This is a genomic window from Pantoea sp. X-Soil-MYKO-1785 (genome assembly GCF_059730675.1).
The window spans coordinates 350,163-369,369 of sequence record NZ_AP036001.1 but is presented as its reverse complement, the minus strand read 5'-3'; the positions used below and the strand labels follow the sequence as shown (position 1 = coordinate 369,369).

Annotated in this window: 17 protein-coding genes; 6 read left to right on the top strand and 11 right to left on the bottom strand. The window is 54.3% G+C overall.

Going from position 1 to position 19,207, the window contains the following annotated elements:
* Nucleotides 1–825 precede the first annotated feature (825 nt).
* The gene (locus AC6I8D_RS21695; protein WP_497821061.1) at nucleotides 826–1,341 is read right to left on the bottom strand and encodes an SRPBCC family protein; all 516 of its coding nucleotides are present in this window, start codon (nucleotides 1,339–1,341) and stop codon (nucleotides 826–828) included.
* A 162-nt stretch (nucleotides 1,342–1,503) separates the two neighbouring features.
* On the opposite strand from AC6I8D_RS21695, the gene AC6I8D_RS21690 reads away from it, so the two are divergent.
* Nucleotides 1,504–2,424, top strand: coding sequence for a LysR family transcriptional regulator (locus AC6I8D_RS21690; RefSeq protein WP_312757396.1), 921 nt, complete (start codon nucleotides 1,504–1,506; stop codon nucleotides 2,422–2,424).
* 389 nt (nucleotides 2,425–2,813) lie between these two features.
* Here the strand turns inward: AC6I8D_RS21690 and AC6I8D_RS21685 are convergent, their stop codons facing one another.
* The gene (locus AC6I8D_RS21685) at nucleotides 2,814–2,993 is read right to left on the bottom strand and encodes a con-10 family general stress protein (RefSeq protein WP_031377499.1); all 180 of its coding nucleotides are present in this window, start codon (nucleotides 2,991–2,993) and stop codon (nucleotides 2,814–2,816) included.
* 612 nt (nucleotides 2,994–3,605) lie between these two features.
* On the opposite strand from AC6I8D_RS21685, the gene AC6I8D_RS21680 reads away from it, so the two are divergent.
* Nucleotides 3,606–3,767, top strand: a complete 162-nt coding sequence (locus AC6I8D_RS21680) for a hypothetical protein (RefSeq protein WP_497820915.1) — start codon at nucleotides 3,606–3,608, stop codon at nucleotides 3,765–3,767.
* Nucleotides 3,768–4,802: 1,035 nt separating this feature from the next.
* Here the strand turns inward: AC6I8D_RS21680 and AC6I8D_RS21675 are convergent.
* Nucleotides 4,803–5,483: a type 1 glutamine amidotransferase domain-containing protein gene (locus tag AC6I8D_RS21675; protein ID WP_312053996.1), complete on the bottom strand. Its 681-nt coding sequence runs from the start codon at nucleotides 5,481–5,483 to the stop codon at nucleotides 4,803–4,805.
* Nucleotides 5,484–5,644: 161 nt separating this feature from the next.
* On the opposite strand from AC6I8D_RS21675, the gene AC6I8D_RS21670 reads away from it, so the two are divergent.
* Together AC6I8D_RS21670 and AC6I8D_RS21665 are read left to right on the top strand one after the other, a co-directional pair.
* Complete coding sequence (locus AC6I8D_RS21670) at nucleotides 5,645–6,562, top strand: LysR family transcriptional regulator (RefSeq protein ID WP_497820914.1); 918 nt, start codon at nucleotides 5,645–5,647, stop codon at nucleotides 6,560–6,562.
* A 107-nt stretch (nucleotides 6,563–6,669) separates the two neighbouring features.
* Complete coding sequence (locus tag AC6I8D_RS21665; RefSeq protein WP_312053993.1) at nucleotides 6,670–6,885, top strand: YdgH/BhsA/McbA-like domain containing protein; 216 nt, start codon at nucleotides 6,670–6,672, stop codon at nucleotides 6,883–6,885.
* 64 nt (nucleotides 6,886–6,949) lie between these two features.
* On the opposite strand, the gene AC6I8D_RS21660 is transcribed toward AC6I8D_RS21665, so the two are convergent.
* From AC6I8D_RS21660 to pdxR, 7 genes are all read right to left on the bottom strand, one after another.
* Nucleotides 6,950–8,152, bottom strand: a complete 1,203-nt coding sequence (locus AC6I8D_RS21660) for an MFS transporter (protein WP_497820913.1) — start codon at nucleotides 8,150–8,152, stop codon at nucleotides 6,950–6,952.
* A 179-nt stretch (nucleotides 8,153–8,331) separates the two neighbouring features.
* Nucleotides 8,332–9,072, bottom strand: coding sequence for a nitroreductase family protein (locus AC6I8D_RS21655; RefSeq protein WP_312053990.1), 741 nt, complete (start codon nucleotides 9,070–9,072; stop codon nucleotides 8,332–8,334).
* A gap of 83 nt (nucleotides 9,073–9,155) precedes the next feature.
* Nucleotides 9,156–10,523, bottom strand: a complete 1,368-nt coding sequence (locus tag AC6I8D_RS21650; protein ID WP_497821060.1) for a glycoside hydrolase family 10-like protein — start codon at nucleotides 10,521–10,523, stop codon at nucleotides 9,156–9,158.
* Between the two features lie 111 nt (nucleotides 10,524–10,634).
* Entirely contained in the window at nucleotides 10,635–12,782 is a 2,148-nt protein-coding gene (locus AC6I8D_RS21645; RefSeq protein WP_497820912.1) for a glycoside hydrolase family 3 C-terminal domain-containing protein, read from the bottom strand.
* A 286-nt stretch (nucleotides 12,783–13,068) separates the two neighbouring features.
* Nucleotides 13,069–13,305: a hypothetical protein gene (locus tag AC6I8D_RS21640; RefSeq protein ID WP_497820911.1), complete on the bottom strand. Its 237-nt coding sequence runs from the start codon at nucleotides 13,303–13,305 to the stop codon at nucleotides 13,069–13,071.
* Between the two features lie 33 nt (nucleotides 13,306–13,338).
* Nucleotides 13,339–13,680 carry a hypothetical protein gene (locus AC6I8D_RS21635; RefSeq protein WP_497820910.1) on the bottom strand — a complete coding sequence of 114 codons (342 nt, stop codon included), beginning with the start codon at nucleotides 13,678–13,680 and terminating at the stop codon, nucleotides 13,339–13,341.
* Nucleotides 13,681–14,105: 425 nt separating this feature from the next.
* Complete coding sequence (pdxR, locus tag AC6I8D_RS21630) at nucleotides 14,106–15,596, bottom strand: MocR-like pyridoxine biosynthesis transcription factor PdxR (protein ID WP_497820909.1); 1,491 nt, start codon at nucleotides 15,594–15,596, stop codon at nucleotides 14,106–14,108.
* 110 nt (nucleotides 15,597–15,706) lie between these two features.
* On the opposite strand from pdxR, the gene gabT reads away from it, so the two are divergent.
* Together gabT and gabP are read left to right on the top strand one after the other, a co-directional pair.
* A complete protein-coding gene (gene gabT / locus AC6I8D_RS21625; protein WP_312053983.1) occupies nucleotides 15,707–16,993 on the top strand; it encodes a 4-aminobutyrate--2-oxoglutarate transaminase in 1,287 nt (428 codons plus the stop codon).
* 76 nt (nucleotides 16,994–17,069) lie between these two features.
* On the top strand, nucleotides 17,070–18,485 hold the full coding sequence (gene gabP / locus AC6I8D_RS21620) for a GABA permease (protein ID WP_312757380.1): 1,416 nt from the start codon (nucleotides 17,070–17,072) through the stop codon (nucleotides 18,483–18,485).
* Nucleotides 18,486–18,766: 281 nt separating this feature from the next.
* On the opposite strand, the gene AC6I8D_RS21615 is transcribed toward gabP, so the two are convergent.
* Complete coding sequence (locus AC6I8D_RS21615; protein ID WP_497820908.1) at nucleotides 18,767–19,078, bottom strand: YmdA family protein; 312 nt, start codon at nucleotides 19,076–19,078, stop codon at nucleotides 18,767–18,769.
* Nucleotides 19,079–19,207 lie beyond the last annotated feature (129 nt).

The following is a 19,207-nucleotide window of genomic DNA, read 5'->3' as shown; positions in this document are numbered from 1 at the left end:
GGTGATTGTTTTAAATCGGGTATTTATTACGCCACATCTTAATGCTCTTACTCGTCGCTAACCATCTCGCCACTGCTATTTTTAAAATAAATATACAATTCAGGGAGTTATGGTTTGCGTTTGCATTTACCACGATTATAACCAGATTTTTTATGATCTTTCCCTGAATGATGCCTGCAAAATTCTCTTTCTAATGCAGCAGAATTTGCTGGCCGCTCAATCTGACGCCCAGACAGGATGGTGTAGCAGACGCGCGACTGATTGCTATATAAAGAGTCGGGCAGGCGAAAAAGTCGACCGTGAAATTATAAACCTGCTGTTTGCGGCATTGATTTATCTGATTGATTTTGACAGCGGGCGTGGATTTTTTCCTCGCTGGAACGCCTTACGCTACGCCTGATTGCACTGGGCTGATTCCGGGGATGCATTTCTCTGGCAACGCTGTTAGTGATGACACGGCTGCTCACGCTGGACAAGGGGATTGCCGCGGGTACATCCACCCGGCGAGCGATTATCGACACTGCCAGCCCCGTGTTAGCCAGACTTAATCACATCGATCAACTTTTCATGTTGCTGAGGGAAATGGCATCGTGATGTTACACGCGACCGGATAAGGCAGCACAGCGCTGGCGGGTTGGATCTTACTGGCTAACCTCAACGAATATGATGATGCGGCCATTGATAAAGCCTGCCGGCAAATGATGCAGCGCTACCACGACCCGTTCAGCGTGCGGGATAAAGAGCAGACCCGTACTCAGTGCCGGAGTGATCAATCAGGCGGGCAAAGTTAGCGGTCTGGCAACCACTGGTGCCAGACCACTCGCCTCAGGCTCTGGCCGCCTTCGCAGCCGCTATCAGTCCATCCAGCCAGTCCTGATGGCCATTGATCATCGGGTTAGGTTTGGTGACCGCCAGCTGGCGTGCCGGCTGTCCATTCTGCGTCTCCTGAGTCAGTATCCGAACCCGGTTACCCGGCAGAGCCTCAATCAGCCAGGCATGCAGGACATCCAGTCGATCGGCGGCACCCGCTTCACCCGCCCAACCGTGCCAGGTCAGGCGTGCAGCCTCGCCTTCTGCCGGTGCAATACACTCTGTCACCTGAGCCTCAACCGGGAAGCCAAAGGTCTCGAAATAGAAGCGTACTCCCTGCTCCAGTACCGGACCTTTATTGTCATAAAAACGCGCATTAGCTGAGTTGGCGTAATAGTCGGACCAGCGTGCGGGTTCACTCAGCAATCGCCAGATTTGCTGCACCGTCAGTTCGGCGACAATCATTTCATTTGAGCAAAAATTATCGCTATAGCCCGGTACAAAAGCTTCCGGCCAGTTAATTGCATTCATTTTCATTTTATCCTGCCTTTAGAGGTGACAATGCGCTTATGCAGCGAACCGAGGCAGTATCAGGGCGACGCTGAAATAACGCCAATCGTGATAATTAATGCATGATATCATCGTAACTAATATCAAAAACTGCTTGTCTGACTGACCAGCCGCGAGAAGAAAATGCGCAGCAACATTCACAACGTCGATTTAAATCTGTTGAAAACGCTGGATGCTTTACTGGATGAGCGCAGCGTTACCCGCGCTGCCGAGCGATTATCGCTGACCCAGCCTGCGGTGAGCGGCATGTTAACCCGGCTGCGAGACAGTTTTGACGATCCGCTGTTTACCCGAGCTCAGCGCGGTATCGTGCCAACTTTGCGGGCGCTTGAACTGGCTGCGCCGGTTAAAGCGATACTGGCGGAAGTGGAGGAGTTGCTGCAGCCACAACAGTTTGATCCGTTAACGGCTGAGATGACGTTGCAGATCGCCGCGACAGATTATGCGCTGCGTGCGGTAATCGTCCCGTTTATAGCCCGTTTAAGGCGCGAGGCTCCCGGCATTCGGGTGGCGGTGGTCCCGGTCAATAATGAGATCTTGCAGGAGCAGTTTGAACGCGGAGCGGTCGATCTGGCCTTGCTGACGCCTGACACCACGCCGCAGGAGTTGCATACCCGTCACTTATTTGATGAGGAGTATGTCTGTTTGCTACGCGACGATCATCCGCTGGCAAGCGCCGGACCGCTGACGCTGGATGCTTTTTGTGCGCTGGAGCATGCACTGGTTTCCTATCCTGGCGGTAACTTCAGCGGAGTAACAGATACGGCGCTGGCTGCCCTGGGCCGCAGCCGGCGGGTCACGGTGTCAGTATGCAGCTTTCTGGTGTTGCCCGAGATCCTGCGTCTCAGTGATTTAATCAGTGTGGTGCCACGTCGACTGGCGATCCCTGGCGCGGGTCTGACCCAACTGCCGCCGCCGCTTACCCTGCCTGGCTTTAGCAAAACACTGGCCTGGCATCAACGAACCCATCGGCACAAAGGTCATCAATGGCTACGGCAGTTATTAATCACTGTTGCTGATGAGACGACACTTTCTGTTACATGACTACCTCGATTGGGTTGGCTGATCGGCCAGCCCGTTTTTTTGTCACTCAATGCGGCCACTGGCAATAATCAGCGAACAGAGAAAATGAAGCGCCGTTATGGCGATATATATATCACGAATTCAGATAAGCAAAGCTGCACAACATTTTTTCTCTTGCAGCGGTTCTCTATTATGCAGAATTATTCAGAGTGAAATTAGCGGGGATAGCCAGTGGAATTTAACATCAGCAATTGAAAGCAGGAAAAGAATTTAAGGCTAAGTGATTGGATATCAATTTTGGAAGAATTGAAACTTAATTTTGATGACAACATTTTGATGACAACAGGGACTATAACAGGCCCCGGCAGAAAGCCGGGGCTGGTGGTTAAAAAGCACTCAATGGTGCCTTCTTATTCGGACTTACGTCCACCACCATGGCTGTTTTGGCCACCTTTCTTACCGGCTTCTGAAGCCTTTTCACGGTCATTAGCGAAGTTACCGCCGCTGTTTTGTCCGCCTTTTTTTCCTGCTTCAGATGCTTTTTCACGATCTTCTGCAAAGTTACCGGAACCACCACGATGTTCGGCCATAATTTCCTCCTGAACATATTGTCATTTGATTAATGGCAACCAGCATAATTCTATTACGCCAGCCGTTTTCGTGTTGCAGTGATAAGTCTAGCCGGGCTTTTTCGCGCTGCAAGCCTATTACAACTTCCTGGCCCTGATTTATATTTAGCCGAAGCGAGATAGCGCGGATAATAAGCAAGACGGTAAACAAGAAAAATATATTTGCGCTAATCACTTACCCAAATCGATCGGTTATCATCCTTTTTTCGCTGAGTAATACTTTTTTACTTTTGTTTAAAAAGTTAAATGGCATGTAAAACGCAGCGGCTTAATGTTCAGCGTTTGGCTTAGTCCTGAAGCGTGCAACTCTACTGCGGCATCAGAATGTTAATTGGCAAATCGACAGCATGAACCCACTTAACAAGGCGAAGATAAACGCTGTTCTGACGCGCTTTTCCCGGCAGGCAATAGTGCCATGACTCGCTATACGTCCTGTTATGCGCGATTACTGATTCAGATGTTTCATCGCAACAAGCATTGGCTGTCAGGTCAGGCAGCGATAAAAGGGTTTGGCTGATTACACCTCTGCAGACATGATTGTCTACAAAGAATTGATAGCAGACCAGTGGCGTTATGCAGGATTGGGTTGAGCTGAAGTACATTGCTGGATTGGATTGCTGGATTGATTTTTCAATTGCAGGGAGCGCCAGACTGATTCTTTGGTTTGGTGTGATCAATGAGTTAGCTGGCAGGCTTACCGCGCTGGGACCTCAGGCTGGTAAGTTTGAAAAGTGAGCGATGGCTTTGCCGGGCTGGTGCGGTGGAGTGGCGGATTGCTTGTGTTGCGGGTCAGTCGGTAACCCTGCAATCGAAAACAGATCGTCTGCCCTGCTGTTTCTGTCCTGCCTGCAATGATAAAAGCCCTGACTGAGTTAGCCAGGGCTTTTAAGGTACTACCGATTTAACATTTACCATTAAGGAACTTAATTGAGATTTACTGCTTCGGTACTGCTATTTATGAACAGGTCCTGCGGATAATAATGAACACCTGAAGTCACTCATTATCATTAGCGGTTTTCACCACCTGATAGTCTTTTATGAGACAAAGACAGGTCAGGCCCGGATAAACCTGCACACCCCCATCGCGATATATACTCTTTGATGCGTTGCCTTACTTTCATTACGACGTTTAAACCGCAATCGTATCCTGTCGTAACGTAAACGTTCAGAACTACGAGGCCTTACATCATCGCGAATACTTTTTACTGCAATAACATCAACTTACTAAAACTACTTTACTGACTACTAGTTACTACTTTTTTACTAACGATACTCCATTCAACAGTGCTATTAATACATAACTCAATTTAACAGGAGTGCTTACTAATTTAACTCAAACTTCAACTTACTTTATCAGAGACGTCTTGTTTGCCGCTGATGTGTCTTACTTTACGATTTTAAATTTCAAAGTCAACACTGTTTTTAAAAACATGTTTATATCTTCAGTAGCTTAGCAATAGCGTTAATAATCATTCTCAGGCAGGATGAGACCCCCCGCAGTTTTATTATCACTACGAATAAAAATAGAATTCTAATCTATTTATACTGAATAATTAGCCTGGTGATTATATCATTATTGCCCCCTTGCCTTCGGGTACGAACCGTCGATACATTCTCCGTTACCGGGACTGCGCGCTTAGCCACCTGGTACGCAGCGAAGTGAACAGAGCACTGAATAAAGAAGCGACCCGCGTGACACGAAAAAAGGCACCTTACCGGTGCCTTTTAGCGGTCAAGTAGCGGTCAAGCTTTGGTAATACAATCAGCCAATTAGTTCGACAGCTGGCTCATCAGCAGCTGAGCTGTCTCAACCGAAGAACCTGGGTTCTGACCGGTAATCAGCAGACCATCCTGCACCGCATAAGACTGCCAGTCATCACCGCGAGAATAGATGCCGCCATTCTGTTTCAGCACATCTTCCACCAGGAAAGGCACCACGTTGGTCAGGCCAACGCCCTCTTCTTCAGTGTTAGTAAAGCCGGTCACTTTCTTACCTTTTACCAGTGGCTCGCCATCGGCGCTTTTGACATCGCGCAGTACGCCCGGCGCATGACAGACCAGCGCTACCGGTTTACCCGCCTGCAGAGTCTGTTCAATCAATGCAATTGAGTTTTTGTCGTTGGCCAGATCCCACAATGGACCGTGACCGCCAGGATAGAAAACAGCGTCAAACGCATCCTGTGAAACTGAATCGAGGCGGACGGTAGCAGCCAGTACTGCCTGAGTCTCTTTGTCACCATGGAAGCGACGGGTTTGTTCAGTCTGTGAACCAGGCTCATCACTTTTCGGGTCGAGCGGCGGCTGGCCGCCTTTTGGTGACGCCAGCGTTACTTCAACGCCCGCATCGGTAAAAGCGTAATAAGGGGCGGCAAACTCCTCCAGCCAGAAGCCCGTTTTCTTGCCGGTGTTGCCGAGTTGATCATGCGAGGTGAGTACCATTAAAATTTTCATATTTGCTCCGTCTCTGTGTATCGGTTCAGGCTAAAGTTTAGGGTTCGGAACCGGCTGCTGTTCAGCCGTATTCTCTGTTGACCGGGCCATCATTACCTGGCTGGACATATTTCTGAAATTTATTTCTTCAATTTCAGCTATTCACATAGCATTATAGCTCAATGAAATACGATCTGAATTTACTGCCTGTCCTGCTGGTGATGATGGAGGAGCGCAACGTCACCCGCGCTGCGGAGCGGCTCGGGATTACCCAGCCGGCGCTCTCCAATGCGTTAAACCGGCTGCGGGAAACGCTTAACGATCCGCTGTTTATTCGCGAACGCTACGGCATGCGTCCAACGCCGATGGCGGAACAGCTCGCCGAAGTGGTTGCAGCCTCGCTCGGCGCGATCGACAAAGTTATCCTCGGCCAGCAGGATTTTGACCCACGCCACGCCACCCGGCTCTTTACACTGGCCCCTAACAGCTACGTTGAATTCGTCATGATGCCGACCATTGTGGCGCGCCTGCGCACCACTGCCCCAGGCATTCGTCTGCGGCTGACGCCGTTTGGCAACGACATTGCCGAAACCGGCGTCATCTCCGGCAACACAGATATGGTGCTGGGACGCATCGTTGTGCCGCCCGATAACCTGGTGGTACAGCATTTGATGGATGAAGGGCTGGCGTGCGTGGTTCGGGCCGATCATCCTGAGGTTACTGACGAGCTGAGCGCGGAACAGTATGAGCAGCTCAGGCATGTCAATGTGCTGCCGCCCGGCCGGATGCGAGCCGGATTGTTCCAGGCGCTGGAGCAGCGCGGGCTGCGCCGTCAGGTTGCAGTATCAGTCACGCATTTTCTGGCGGTGCCGGAGATGATAGCGGTGACCGACTATTGCGCGACGCTGCCCCGGTTGATCTGTCAGCAGCTGGCAAAAGATCCGCGGCTGAAGGTGCTACCGGCTCCGGTCGACCTTGGCACCTTTCCGGTTGAAATGGGCTGGCACGCGCGTTACCGCGACGATCCGGCTCACCGCTGGTTGCGCGGCTTAATGATTGAAGTGGCGCAGACGCTCTCCTCCAGTCAGCAACTTGATTAGCGCGATCATCATAACCGCACTAATTATCAATATTGGTATAGTAACCTTGGTTATCATTATTCCTATCGGAGGCAGTAACCTCCTCTCTGACCAACAGGAATATGACCATGAAAACCATTAAATCGACTTCTATCGCCGCCCTCGCCGCTCTTTCGCTGATCTCATTTGGCAGCTTCGCACAAAGTGTCTCTGTTACCTCTTCCACTCTGGATGGCGCAGAAGCGAAAATCGCCGCTCAGGCTCAGGAACAGGGCGCACAGTACAAAATCACCGAAGCGAACACCAATAATCGTGTTCATATGACCGCTGAACTGTATAAATAACGGATGGTCGCAAACGGATTTGCCAGAAACGGCTGCCCACCGGGCAGCCTTTTTTGTGGCTGAATCAGGCAAGGCGAGTTTCAGGATCTGTCCCACCGCGCCACCAGAGAATCAGTGCGCAGAGTGCGATGGCACCCAGTACGTAAAAGGCGATGCTGTAGGAGTAGCGAGCGGCGATGGCGCCAGTCAGGGCCGGACTGAGCGCAGCACCGGCTCCCTGCATCAGCATTATCACGCTCTGCCCGGCGTTAACATGGCCGGTACCGCGTAACAACCAGACGATATAGCCCGGAACTGCCACGCCAAGTATTCCGGCGGCAATACCGTCCAGCATCTGCACCGGTATCACGAATATCGGTTCGGAGAAGCTGGCCGCCAGCAGCGCGCGCAGCGGCAAAATTAACAGCGCCACCCTAATCAGCGGACGATAACCGTGCGTCCCAATTCGCTTTGACACCCACAGCGCAACCGGAATCATCACCAGTTGTGATATCACCACCGTTGCGGCCGCATACAGGCCGGGACTGACCGCCGCGTCGGTGCCCGCTGACGCGACACGCATGCTGAGCATCGGTAATAACGCGGCATTGGCAAGGTGAAACAGCAGCAGGGTAATCCCGACCATCAGCAACGCGGGTTGTCGCATCAGCACCCACAACCCCTGAGCCGGAGCCGCGTGTTGTTGCTTTTCATAACCGCGCGCCACCTGATGGTCGATCTCATCTCCACGGATGGCCAGCGTGGCGACAGCCGCGAATATCGCCATCATTGTCATCAGAATAAATACCGCGCCCATTCCCCAGTGCCAGGCTGCAAAACCGGCCAGCAGCGCGGCAACGGTATTACCGCCGTGGTTAAACGCTTCGTTACGCCCCATCTGCCGGTTAAAACCAGGCTGGCCGCTTAATCCCAGAGTGATACCTGCTACCGTAGGGCCAATAAACGCCGCAGCAATGCCCGCCACGATTTGCGACACCATCGCTACCCAGCTCTGATTGCTGAACCACAGCAGCAGCGTGGCGAACGTAATCACCAGGCAACCCAACAGCACGATAATTTTTTTATGTCGGGTGGCATCCGCCATAATGCCGGCAGGCAAGGTGGCCAGCTGTCCGGCGATGCCGCCAACGGTCATCACCAGTCCGATCTCGTCGGGCCGCCAGTGGCGTTGGGTCAGAAAGATACCCAAAAACGGCCCGAGGCCGTCACGTACGTCGGCCAGAAAAAAACTCATCAGACAGAGAGCGGTGAGAGAACGCTGAGACATAAAATTTCCCTGAAAGCGAAGTCATGCGTTTGCGCTTCGTTTAAAAGAGGAATTATGGTTTAGCGCCAGGAAGGTTACGGCGAGTTATCGTAACAAAATGAAAAAGGCCAGCCGTATACCACGTTACGACTGGCCCTGAGAAGAGCTGGCGCAGGCCAACTACGCTTTAGCTAAGCAGCTTATTTATCGTTGCCGAAACCCTGTTTAAGCAGCGCGGGCAGTACGTTCGGGAAGTAGATGTTTTTATAGTAACCGCTGACGCTTTCGCTCCAGCTTTCGCCATCACTGCGTCCGATGTTTTTCCAGTGCTGGACCATCTCATCGTTATAGGCAGCGATGTGTTGCGCCATTTGCTCAGTCCGATAGGTCTCTTCATGGCGGAAGGTCGCCATCGGCAGACGCGGTTTCTGATGCGCAGGCTGATCAACGTGGCCGATAACCACACCGGCAATCGGGAAAGTCAGAGGCGGCAACTCCAGCAGCGAAATCATCGCCTGCGGATCGCGACGAATACCGCCGATGGGGACAATACCCAATCCTTCCGCTCGCGCGGCTGCCATTACCGAGCCCAGCGCAATGCCGATATCGGTGGAGCCGGAGACAATACTTTCAATGCTCTGATGGGCAATCTGCTGCTGATCGATGGCCGATATGGCCAGATCCGATTTATGCATATCGAGCACGAAGGTAATAAATACCGGTGCTTTGGCAATCCACGGCTGGCCGCCGGCTATCGCGGCGATCTGAGCGCGTCGGCTGGCGTCACGCGTCACCACCACTGAAACCTGCTGCGAGTTCACCGACGTCGGCGCGCGATAGGCGGTACTGATTATCCGATCCAGAACCGCATCATCGACCGCTTGCTCTGTAAAACTGCGTTCACTTTTGTGGCTGGTAAAAATATCGATCAGGTTGCTCATAGTTCTCCCCTTATAAAGCCCAAGAATAACAGTTAACTGCGGGGAAAATCTTAACCGCACTGGCCTTACACTTGCGCCTTCTGCTACCTGCCCCAGCGGCTTCTGAGATACTCCACCGCCTGGCGGGTCTGAGGCTGATTAAGGTAATTCTCGCGAAACAAAATGGTGCCATCGATATTGGGGTTCGATTCATTCAGGTCGAGCTGCTTTTTCAGCTCAGGCACGCCACCCAGTCGGGTCCAGTCAGGTTCAATCTTTGACGGTTCGCCCACTTTATACAGCGCCAGCCCGATATAAAGCCGGGTTTTGGTCGGTTTCACCACTTCAGCCCACCAGTTAGCCAGTACGTCATACCGTGCGGCCTGGCGCGAGAAAGGCCAGTAGAGCTGCGGTGCGATGTAATCCAGTAGTCCCTGCTGCACCCAGCGACGGGTATCCGCATAGGCTTCGTCATAGGCGGCTGCGCCTCGGGTATCCGATCCAGCGGGATCGTGTGACAGGTTACGCCAGACGCCGGCCGGACTGACGCCAAATTCGACCTCTGGCTTCAGCTGTTTAATGGTGCGGGATACCTGCTCAATCAGCAGCTGGGTATTGTGTCGCCGCCAGTCTGCTTTAGCAGCAAATTCCTCGCCGTAGCGGCGGAAAGTCTGGCTATCGTTGAGCATCGAGCCGGGCGATTCGGCATAAAAGTAGTCATCAAACTGCACGCCATCGACCGGATAACGTGCGACAACTTCGGCTACGATGCTGGTGATCCAGTCACGCGCCTCCGGTATGCCAGGGTCAAGAACAAAACGGTCGCCGGCCGTACGTATCCAGTCCGGGTGCAGCACAAATACGCTGGCCGGATGCAGCGAGAGGGTGCGATTCAGCGCACTGACGGTGGAAGGTTTGGTGTTCACCGCGACGCGGTAGGGATTAAACCAGGCGTGTACCTTGATACCGCGCTTATGCGCTTCATCCAGCATAAACTGCAGCGGATCGTAGCCGGGGTCCTCACCGATTTTGCCGGTCAGCATATCTGACCACGGCAAAATTTTTGATGGCCACAGCGCGGTGGCATCAGGTTTAACCTGAAAGAACACCGTATTGATGCCGAGACTTTTCAGATTATCCAGCTTAGCGATCAGCGCGCGCTGCTGCTGGCTGATACGCAACGCAGGCGCACTGCCGTTGACCGATTCGACCGGCGGCCAGTCGAGACGCGAAACGGTGGCTATCCAGACGCCACGCACCGGCTGTTTACTCTGCGGCTGTGGGGTCACCGGCAACGGCTGTCTGGTAACCGGTGGGAACGGGGTGACCAGCGAGCGCGGCGGCTGCGAGGCACAACCGATCAGCAGCAGTGCGGTAGCCAGCGCCACGCCTCGCCTGATAAAGGTCCGGGTCGGGCCGGGACGGTAATAAACGGCGATGATGAACTCCAGTAAACTCTGGTCAGGTCGCAAAAGGGACATTCTCGATGACCGGGATTAAAAGTCAATGCGTTACGACGATGAAACCGTCTCTCTCCCGTCCCCCCGCTGGCTGCGTCATTACCGCCGACTGATACCGGTTGGCTAGTGGCTGCGCCACGCTGACAAGGTGATGATCTGGCTGATGCCGTCATCAAGCGCGTGGTCAGCCAGCCTGAACTGATAATCGCCAGCGGCGAGCTGCCAGCTTCGGCTTGCGGGGTCAAACACCGCCAGACAACGAGGTTCAATCCCAATCGGTATCGTCCGCTCTTCACCTGCCTCCAGCATCACTTTGTGAAAACCCACCAGACGCCACGTCTGGCCTGGGTCATCAATCCGTCGGCCATACAGCTGAGCCACCGTTGCGCCAGCTCGCTCGCCACTGTTTTTTACCCCTACGCTGGCGTGGAGTTGCTCATCCTGCTGGGTGATCTGCAGGCTGTCGGCCGAAAAGGAGGTGTAGGAAAGGCCGTAACCAAAAGGAAACAGCGGGCTCAATCGCTGCCTTTCAAACCAGCGGTAACCCACATCAGCGCCTTCAATATTGTAATCGATGTGAAACACGCCACCGCGCAGCGGTTCACCCGGATTGGAGGTAGTCACTGCGGGATCGCTCATCGCCGGGCGCGGCAGTTGGTTTTCATCACGCGGGAAGGTGACCGGCAGGCGACCTGATGGATTCACCCGACCAAACAGCACTCCGGCAATCGCTTCTCCCCCGCCCGAGCCGGGATAAAATGCCGCCAGCACGCCGCTGACCTCCTCCAGCCAGGGCATCTTAACCGGACCGCCTGACTCAATCACCACAAGGGTTCGTGGATTGGCACGCGCCGCCGCGCTAATCAGGCGGTCCTGTTGATCCTGCAGGGCCAGATCGGGCAGATCCTGTCCTTCGGTATTCCACGATTCAACAAACACAATCACTGCATCAGCTCCGGCGGCCTGCGAGGCAATCGCGGCGTGATCGCTGCCGTCGAGATAATCCACCCGGGCCGCGCCCGACTGGCAGCGGATGGCGTGCAGCGGCGAGGAAGGATGATAAACTTTGGGCACCGGCACGCCCATGATGGCAGCACCCTGCTCCGCAAAATGCCCAATCGGCGTGACTGAAGAGGAGCCTCCGCCGGATAACACGCCCTGGTCAGCGTGGCCGCCAATCACCAGCAGTCGTGGCAGATTGAGTGCCAGCGGCAAACAGCGAGCGTGGTTTTTCAGCAGCACGAGGCCATTTTCTGCCGCCCGCTGCGCAATCAGCCGGTGCGCGGTGTAATCAATTGGCACGCCAGGCCGGGCCGGGAAGTCAATCGCCCCGACCGCAAACAGGCTGCGTAACTGCCGTCTCACCATCTCATCCAGCCGCTCAGCCGGGACCCGTCCCTGCTCTACTGCCCGCCGCAGCGGCTCGCCAAAAAATGGCTCTGGGTCCAGATTGCTGCCGGACTGAACATCGAGTCCGGCCAGCGCCGCTTTTTCGGTAGAATGGGTGGCGCCCCAGTCGGACATCACCCAGCCTTTGAAGCCCCACTCGGTTTTCAGCACCTGCTGTAACAGATGGCGGTTTTCACTGGCCCACTCGCCGTTGATCAGGTTATAACCCGGCATCACCGCACCCGGCTCCCCAAGTTCAATAGCAATCCGGAACGCCAGCAGATCCGACTGCTGCATCGCCTGTTCATCAAGATCGGAACTGACCAGCACCCGTCCGGTTTCCTGTGCATTGAGCGCAAAATGTTTCACGGTGGAGACCACATGTTGTGACTGAATACCTTTTACCGCGTGTCCGGCGATGATGCCGGTCAGCAGCGGATCTTCGGAGATATACTCGAAATTTCGCCCGCCACGCGGTTCGCGGATCAGATTGGCACCGCCCGCCAGCTGCACGTTAAATCCTTTTGCATGAGCCTCCCGCCCCAGCATATTACTGGTGGTTTCCGCCATCGCCGGATCAAAGCCCGCGCCCAGTAAGAGCGAAGAAGGCAGCGCGGTGGCATTATCGCCGGGCCGTACGTTAGCCAGATTGCCGACGCCAAGACTGGCATCAGATTGTTGCATCGCCGGTATACCCAGCCGCTCAATCGCCGGATAACAGGCAGCCGAGCCTAACGCACCGGGGATTCGGGCCTCACCTGGCGCCGGAATTGCCATCGGTCCGCTCAGCCAGCGCATTTTTTCATCCATCGTCATCTGTTCTACTACACTTTGCGCGCGTTCATCAGCGTTCAGCGTCCGGTCCTGCCAGCGGCTTGTCATGATTTTCTTCCTGAAGAGGGTGAGCGTTATTCAAGACTAGCGTTAAACGGGACGGTTAGCGCCTAAACTGTGATTAATCCAGCTCCGGGTATCCGTTCCATCGGCGAGTTATGGTCCCTGCAGAGACGATAAAAGTGCTTAGCTGGCATAAATGCTGTACTCCTTTGGACCGTTACAGATACCAATGAATGACAATCGCTATTGCTACAACCTCGTGGTCAGTGTCCGCTACCGTTGTTATGACGGAAATAAAAAAGCCCGACGATGCGGGCTTTTTTATTTACTTTTAATGCGGAAACCAAGATTTACTTTCTTTACTACTGTTCGGATTGGTGAAAAAACGTGATATTAAAAATAAAAACACCTTAACAAACGCTGCAAGCGTTGCGACTGTTACCACTGCCTTTGAAATTGTTGCTGGCAAAGAATACCACTCTAAATATGTTACGCCAGCGCCTCTAAGGAAAGCGGCACCTGTAAGCACTGCTGCCATTGCAGCTAAACCGCAGATTAATTTTGCCATCTTTTCCCTCAGCTATCGTTGCTGCTAAGTATTTTACCAGGTGTACTGGCCACCAATACTTCCTCGAGCATTATTTCTGCCGGTATTGTTATTACAGGAACCGATACCACCACCGATAGCACTGGCTACGGCCGTACCTGCGCCACCTACCGAACCCGCAACCATTCCGCCCAAAATACCATTGAGACAGTCTTTCAGTTCAGGATGAGCGGCGACCAGCTGAAGAAAGCCATTGTCTGGAACAAAGATATTATGGTGACTGCCAGAACGGCTACCGTACTGACTGGTTCGGGTGCCTGCGCCAGCATAAGCAGGATCATAAGCTCCACTTGCACCTGCGATAAACGTCAACTGCATTTTATTTAACATTTCCATTTTTAATCCTCTTCAATATTTATTCTTACCTGAAGAGAACTGTACTGCAGAACAGGCATATCAATTAAGTGAAGCATAATCAAAACGTGTCTCAGCCAATATTTTAAATTAACGTAGTTGAAACAAAAGAAGATTGTGATAAAGCAGGCCCGATTGGCAATGAATTAACAATAAATAAAGCTGAAATGCCTTGATGCTTTTTAAAGATATGTGCGTAATTTCACATTCCCCATTAAATGCAGACCCGAATGTGGCTCTCCCATCATTCTGTAGCATTTAATAATCAAATTCAATGTGTGATGCCCTCTATGCAGCAGGTAATAGCACCAGACAACCCTCTTATCGGGTAAAAAGATAGGCTGGCACGTTTAACCTGATATCGCTCATCTGGCAACCTGCCGACCGTTGAAAGCGCTACAGAGCTTTTAGCGCTGCGGAGTGAATTCGATACCCGCCGAGGTCAGGCAGGCTTTGAGCGTGCCGAACGCATCCTGACATTGCCGTTCGTTAACGCAGGCATAGCCGAGCAGCAGACCGCGCTGGTGCTGCGGATGCATATAGTATTGCGATAACGGCCGGACTTTGACGCCGCGCGTTAACGCCTGAGCCGCAATAGCCACATCATCTGTTCCGGGCGGCAGCGGCATCACCAGATGCAGGCCCGCGTCATGATTGATCGGCGGCAAGAAGGACGCGCCGAGATAGCGTTCAATCAGCTTACATAAAAACTGACGTCGCTGACGGTAGAGCAACCGCATGCGGCGGATATGATCCATGTAATGGCCCAGCCGGATGAACTCCGCCAGCGCCCGCTGAATCAGCAAATGCCCGCCGCGATACAGTTCTGCCGCAGCGATGCGTAACGGTTGCGCCAGCGGCTTAGGCACCACCAGATAACCAATCCGCAGTGCCGGATAAAGCGTTTTGCTGAAGGTACCCATGTAGATGACCGGCGCGTCCGCTTCCAGCCCCTGCAACGAAGGATAAGGCTGACCGGAGAAGCGAAACTCACTGTCATAATCATCTTCCACGATCAGGCTGTGATGACGGCGGGCCAGCGCCAGTAGCGCCTGACGCCGCGCCAGACTGAGATGTACACCCAGCGGATACTGGTGTGACGGTGTCACAAACACCATTTTAGGCGCCGGTCCGCTGTCCGGCACCATCCCCTGCTCATCAACCGGCATCGCCCGAATATCCAGACCGTTCATCCGCAACAGATTACGGGTGCCCCAGTAGCCTGGTTCCTCCATCCACACCCGATCGCCCGGATCGCACAGCACCCGCGTCACCAGATCCACCGCCTGGTGCACCCCTTCGGTGATCAATATCTGATCGGCATCAGCCCGAACTGAGCGTGCCACGCGCAAGTAGTCCACCAGCGCATGACGCAGATCGGGGCAGCCGCCGCCGCTACTGTAGACCAGCCGGTGAACATCCGGTTCCCGGTTCAGACGGGCCTGAATCTGACTGAATAATTTATGGGGAAACTCGGTAACGTCCGGCGCGCCGGGTACAAATGCACCCCACTGATAGGGTGAGGCGGTAGCATGCCCCAGCAAACTTGCGCCACGTTTTGACAGCGTCGCCGGCAGTGGCAGCGCCACCGGCTGGGTATCGAGCATCGCATCACTCTGCAGGCAATTTTCTGGCAGCGTTTCAGCAATCCAGGTGCCGCTGCCGGTTCGTGCAGTGACGTAGCCCTGCGCCATCAGGCTCTCATAAACATGCATCACCGTATTGCGCGACACCCCGAGCTCGCGCGCCAGATCGCGGGTCGGCGGCAGTTTTCCGCCGCGCGGGAACACCTCTTCAATAATCGCCGCCTGCATACAATTCAGCAGGCGCTGATGCAATGAGCCGGCGGGTTCAAACTGTAACCGCGCTAATAGATGATCTGCGTACAACAGTTGCAATTGGCTCCACCCCTGCTTCAACAATTGGCTCTGGCAACTCACCGCGCCACACGCCTAAATAAGCGTGTTTGTCGGGAATTGTAAATACGCAATACAGCGAGGTGGATCAAATGAGCGAAAAAAACAGTCTGATGCAACAACGCAAAGCCGCGGCACTGCCTAAGGGTATCGGTACGCTTTGCGACTGGTATGTTGCCCGGGCGGAGAATGCCACCTTATGGGATCAGGCTGGCAACAGCTGGATAGATTTCGCTGGCGGCATCGCGGTGCTGAACACCGGTCATCGTCATCCGCGCGTTGAACAGGCGGTCGCCGATCAGTTAACCAAGTTTACCCATACTGCTTTTCAGATCACCCCGTATGAAAGTTACATCGCACTCGCTGAGCGCATCAATCAGCGGATACCGATTGCCGGGCCGGCGAAGACGGCATTCTTCACCACCGGCGCGGAAGCGGTTGAAAATGCCGTCAAAGTGGCGCGAGCCTATACCCGTCGTCACGGCATCATTACCTTCGGCAACGCCTTTCACGGCCGGACGTTTATGACCATGGCGATGACCGGCAAAGTGGCCCCGTACAAGCGAGATTTTGGTCCGATGCCGGCCTCAGTCTGGCACGCCCGCTACCCCAGCGAAGTACAAGGGATCAGTGTTGCAGCGGCACTCAGCAGCCTTGACGACATTTTTAGTCAGGACGTTGCGCCGCACGACGTCGCCGCCATTGTGCTGGAACCGGTGCAGGGCGAAGGCGGATTCCACGCTGCGCCGTTGGCTTTTATGCAGTCACTGCGCGAGCTGGCCGATCGCCACGGCATCCTGCTGATTGCGGATGAAGTCCAGAGCGGCTTTGCCCGTACCGGCAAACTGTTCGCCATGGAGCACTATCCGGTGAAAGCGGACATCATCACCCTGGCCAAGAGCCTGGCAGGCGGGATGCCACTGTCCGCCGTTGCCGGTCGGGCCGGCGTGATGGATGCGCCCTCACCCGGTGGCCTTGGCGGCACCTATGCCGGTAATCCGCTGGCGATTGCCGCCGCGCATGCGGTGCTGGATGTGATTGAAGAGGAACAGCTGTGTCAGCGCGCCGTGACATTAGGCGCCAGGCTGGAGGCGGAACTGCAAAAACATCATGCCACTTATCCGGCGATTGCCGACGTCCGCGCGCTGGGATCGATGGTGGCGATGGAGTTTCATCAGCCCGGCGATGCACAGGCGGTGCAGCAGGCGGCAATGGCGAGTGGCCTGCTGCTGCTGACCTGTGGCGCAAAAGGCAACGTGATCCGTTTCCTTTATCCACTCACTATTCCCGATGCGCAGTTCAGCCAGGCGCTGGATATTCTGAGCGCGGTGCTCAGCCAGTCTCTGGCACCCGCGACACAAGGTGCCGTTCCGGCCTGATTCCCCCGGCTGATTCAGCCGGGCTCTTTCCCCTGCTCGTCCGGGTCCCCCCGGGCGCAGCGTCGGAGACGATGATATGACAATAACGCAGACTGCGAATAATGATGCGCTGGCGCAAAACCTGAAACCGCGCCATGTGCGGATGCTCTCCATCGCCGGGGTCATTGGCGCTGGATTGTTTGTTGGCTCCGGCCACGCCATCTCAGAGGCGGGACCGGCAGTACTGATTTCCTATGCGGCAGCCGGTGCGCTGGTGGTGCTGATTATGCGGATGCTGGCCGAAATGGCGGTCGCATCGCCTGATTCCGGCTCGTTTTCGACCTATGCCGACAAGGCGCTCGGCCGCTGGGCTGGCTTTACCATCGGCTGGCTCTACTGGTGGTTTTGGGTGCTGGTGATCCCGCTGGAGGCCAATGCGGCCGGAACCATACTGCACGCCTGGTATCCGCAGGTGGCTATCTGGCAGTTCACTCTCGCCATCACACTTATTCTCACCGTCACCAATTTGCTGAGTGTGAAAAATTATGGCGAGTTTGAATTCTGGTTTGCGCTGATTAAAATTGCCGCAATCATTCTGTTTCTCGGGGTAGCGGCGGCGGCGGTGTTGGGCTGGTTGCCGGGCAGCGGAACTCAGGGACTGTCACATCTTTATGATACCCACGGCTTTATGCCGAACGGAATGGGTGCGGTGATGGCCGCGATCCTGACTACCATGTTCTCTTTTATGGGCACCGAGATTGTGACTATCGCCGCCGCAGAGTCGAAGAATCCCGGTAAGCAGATCACCCAGGCAACTAACTCGGTCATCTGGCGTATTGCGCTGTTTTATCTATTGTCGATTTTCTTTGTGGTGGCGCTGGTGCCGTGGAATACGCCGGGCCTGGTGCAACAGGGCTCCTGGCAGACGGTGCTACAGGCGATGAACATCCCGCATGCCCGGCTGATCGTTGATCTGGTGGTGCTGATGGCGGTGTGCAGTTGCCTCAACTCGGCGCTCTATACTTCATCGCGGATGCTCTATTCACTGTCACGCCGTAAAGATGCGCCCGCCGCCGCCTCCCGCACCAACCGCAGCGGCACACCGTGGGTTGCGGTACTGCTCTCTACTGGCGCGGCCTTCCTGGCAGTGATCGCCAACTATCTGGCTCCGAGCGCGGTATTTGAGTTTTTACTGGCGAGTTCCGGCGCTATTGCGCTGCTGGTCTACCTGGTGATCGCTGCATCGCATCTGGTGCTGCGTAAAAAACGTGAAAAAGCCGGTGAAGTGCTGAGCTATCGGATGTGGCTCTTTCCCGGCCTCACCTGGTTCACCATCCTGTTTATCGTTACGGTGCTGGTGGTGATGCTGTTTGATGCCGATCATCAGGCTGAGCTGCTGGCAACCGGCGGGTTAACGCTGGTGATCATTGCCACCAGCTATCTTTTGCACCGCAAAAGAGAAAAACGGCAGAGCGCGAAGTTTTTCCCGCTGCACTCTTCCGATCACTCCTGATCATTCTCTCTCCATCCACACGCCCAGGGAGGGGCGTGATTCGCCGATTCATCCCAGGCACGGCAGACGCTCTGTAAAAAGTAACCGGCTATCTCCTACAGCCTGTTGCCGGATTAAACCGTTCACGCCGGTAAAGCTGCGAGGTTGATAACGCCTGCGGGCTAATTTCACCAGAAATAAACCAGCACTAAATCCCCCCGTACAGCTTCACGACAAAAGTGGGCCAGCGGCAATCACACCGCGGCCCTATGATTCGGTTTATGGCAACAGAGGCGGTAATTTTACAGATAGGTCACTGAGACAATGCCTTTACGTTTACCAGCATCCAGCCACGCCGTATTGACACTCACTGGCAGCTGAGCGAGCGTCTGTGCTTTCCGCACATCGACATATTGCGCCACCGTTTTTCCACTTTGGGGATCAGAACAGATAAAGCCAACCGGATTGCGCTTCACATCCATATTACAGGAGCCATTGAAAATGCTGCCGCTAAAGTTGATCGAGGCTGAAGAAGGCAGACTCTCTGCACTGGCAGTGTGTCCGATTGGGGTGAAGAGCAGCGTGGCCAGGCAGGCAATTAAACGTGTTTTCATTACGCATTCTCCTGGGTGACGTTAACCCTTATCGGCCGCGGCACCCATCAATAAAGTTCAGCGATAACAAAGAGTCGGACAGGCACCATCAGCGTCAGATGCGATCGCTGATTTATTCACTGTAACAGC

What these genes read in the sequence shown, in the direction of transcription:
- AC6I8D_RS21695 (WP_497821061.1), bottom strand. Translation starts at nt 1,341, where the DNA reads ATGAATGCAATTAACTGGCCGGAAGCTTTTGTACCGGGCTATAGCGAT.
- AC6I8D_RS21690 (WP_312757396.1), top strand. Translation starts at nt 1,504, where the DNA reads ATGCGCAGCAACATTCACAACGTCGATTTAAATCTGTTGAAAACGCTG.
- AC6I8D_RS21685 (WP_031377499.1), bottom strand. Translation starts at nt 2,993, where the DNA reads ATGGCCGAACATCGTGGTGGTTCCGGTAACTTTGCAGAAGATCGTGAA.
- AC6I8D_RS21680 (WP_497820915.1), top strand. Translation starts at nt 3,606, where the DNA reads ATGCAGGATTGGGTTGAGCTGAAGTACATTGCTGGATTGGATTGCTGG.
- AC6I8D_RS21675 (WP_312053996.1), bottom strand. Translation starts at nt 5,483, where the DNA reads ATGAAAATTTTAATGGTACTCACCTCGCATGATCAACTCGGCAACACC.
- AC6I8D_RS21670 (WP_497820914.1), top strand. Translation starts at nt 5,645, where the DNA reads ATGAAATACGATCTGAATTTACTGCCTGTCCTGCTGGTGATGATGGAG.
- AC6I8D_RS21665 (WP_312053993.1), top strand. Translation starts at nt 6,670, where the DNA reads ATGAAAACCATTAAATCGACTTCTATCGCCGCCCTCGCCGCTCTTTCG.
- AC6I8D_RS21660 (WP_497820913.1), bottom strand. Translation starts at nt 8,152, where the DNA reads ATGTCTCAGCGTTCTCTCACCGCTCTCTGTCTGATGAGTTTTTTTCTG.
- AC6I8D_RS21655 (WP_312053990.1), bottom strand. Translation starts at nt 9,072, where the DNA reads ATGAGCAACCTGATCGATATTTTTACCAGCCACAAAAGTGAACGCAGT.
- AC6I8D_RS21645 (WP_497820912.1), bottom strand. Translation starts at nt 12,782, where the DNA reads ATGACAAGCCGCTGGCAGGACCGGACGCTGAACGCTGATGAACGCGCG.
- AC6I8D_RS21640 (WP_497820911.1), bottom strand. Translation starts at nt 13,305, where the DNA reads ATGGCAAAATTAATCTGCGGTTTAGCTGCAATGGCAGCAGTGCTTACA.
- AC6I8D_RS21635 (WP_497820910.1), bottom strand. Translation starts at nt 13,680, where the DNA reads ATGGAAATGTTAAATAAAATGCAGTTGACGTTTATCGCAGGTGCAAGT.
- gabT (WP_312053983.1), top strand. Translation starts at nt 15,707, where the DNA reads ATGAGCGAAAAAAACAGTCTGATGCAACAACGCAAAGCCGCGGCACTG.
- gabP (WP_312757380.1), top strand. Translation starts at nt 17,070, where the DNA reads ATGACAATAACGCAGACTGCGAATAATGATGCGCTGGCGCAAAACCTG.
- AC6I8D_RS21615 (WP_497820908.1), bottom strand. Translation starts at nt 19,078, where the DNA reads ATGAAAACACGTTTAATTGCCTGCCTGGCCACGCTGCTCTTCACCCCA.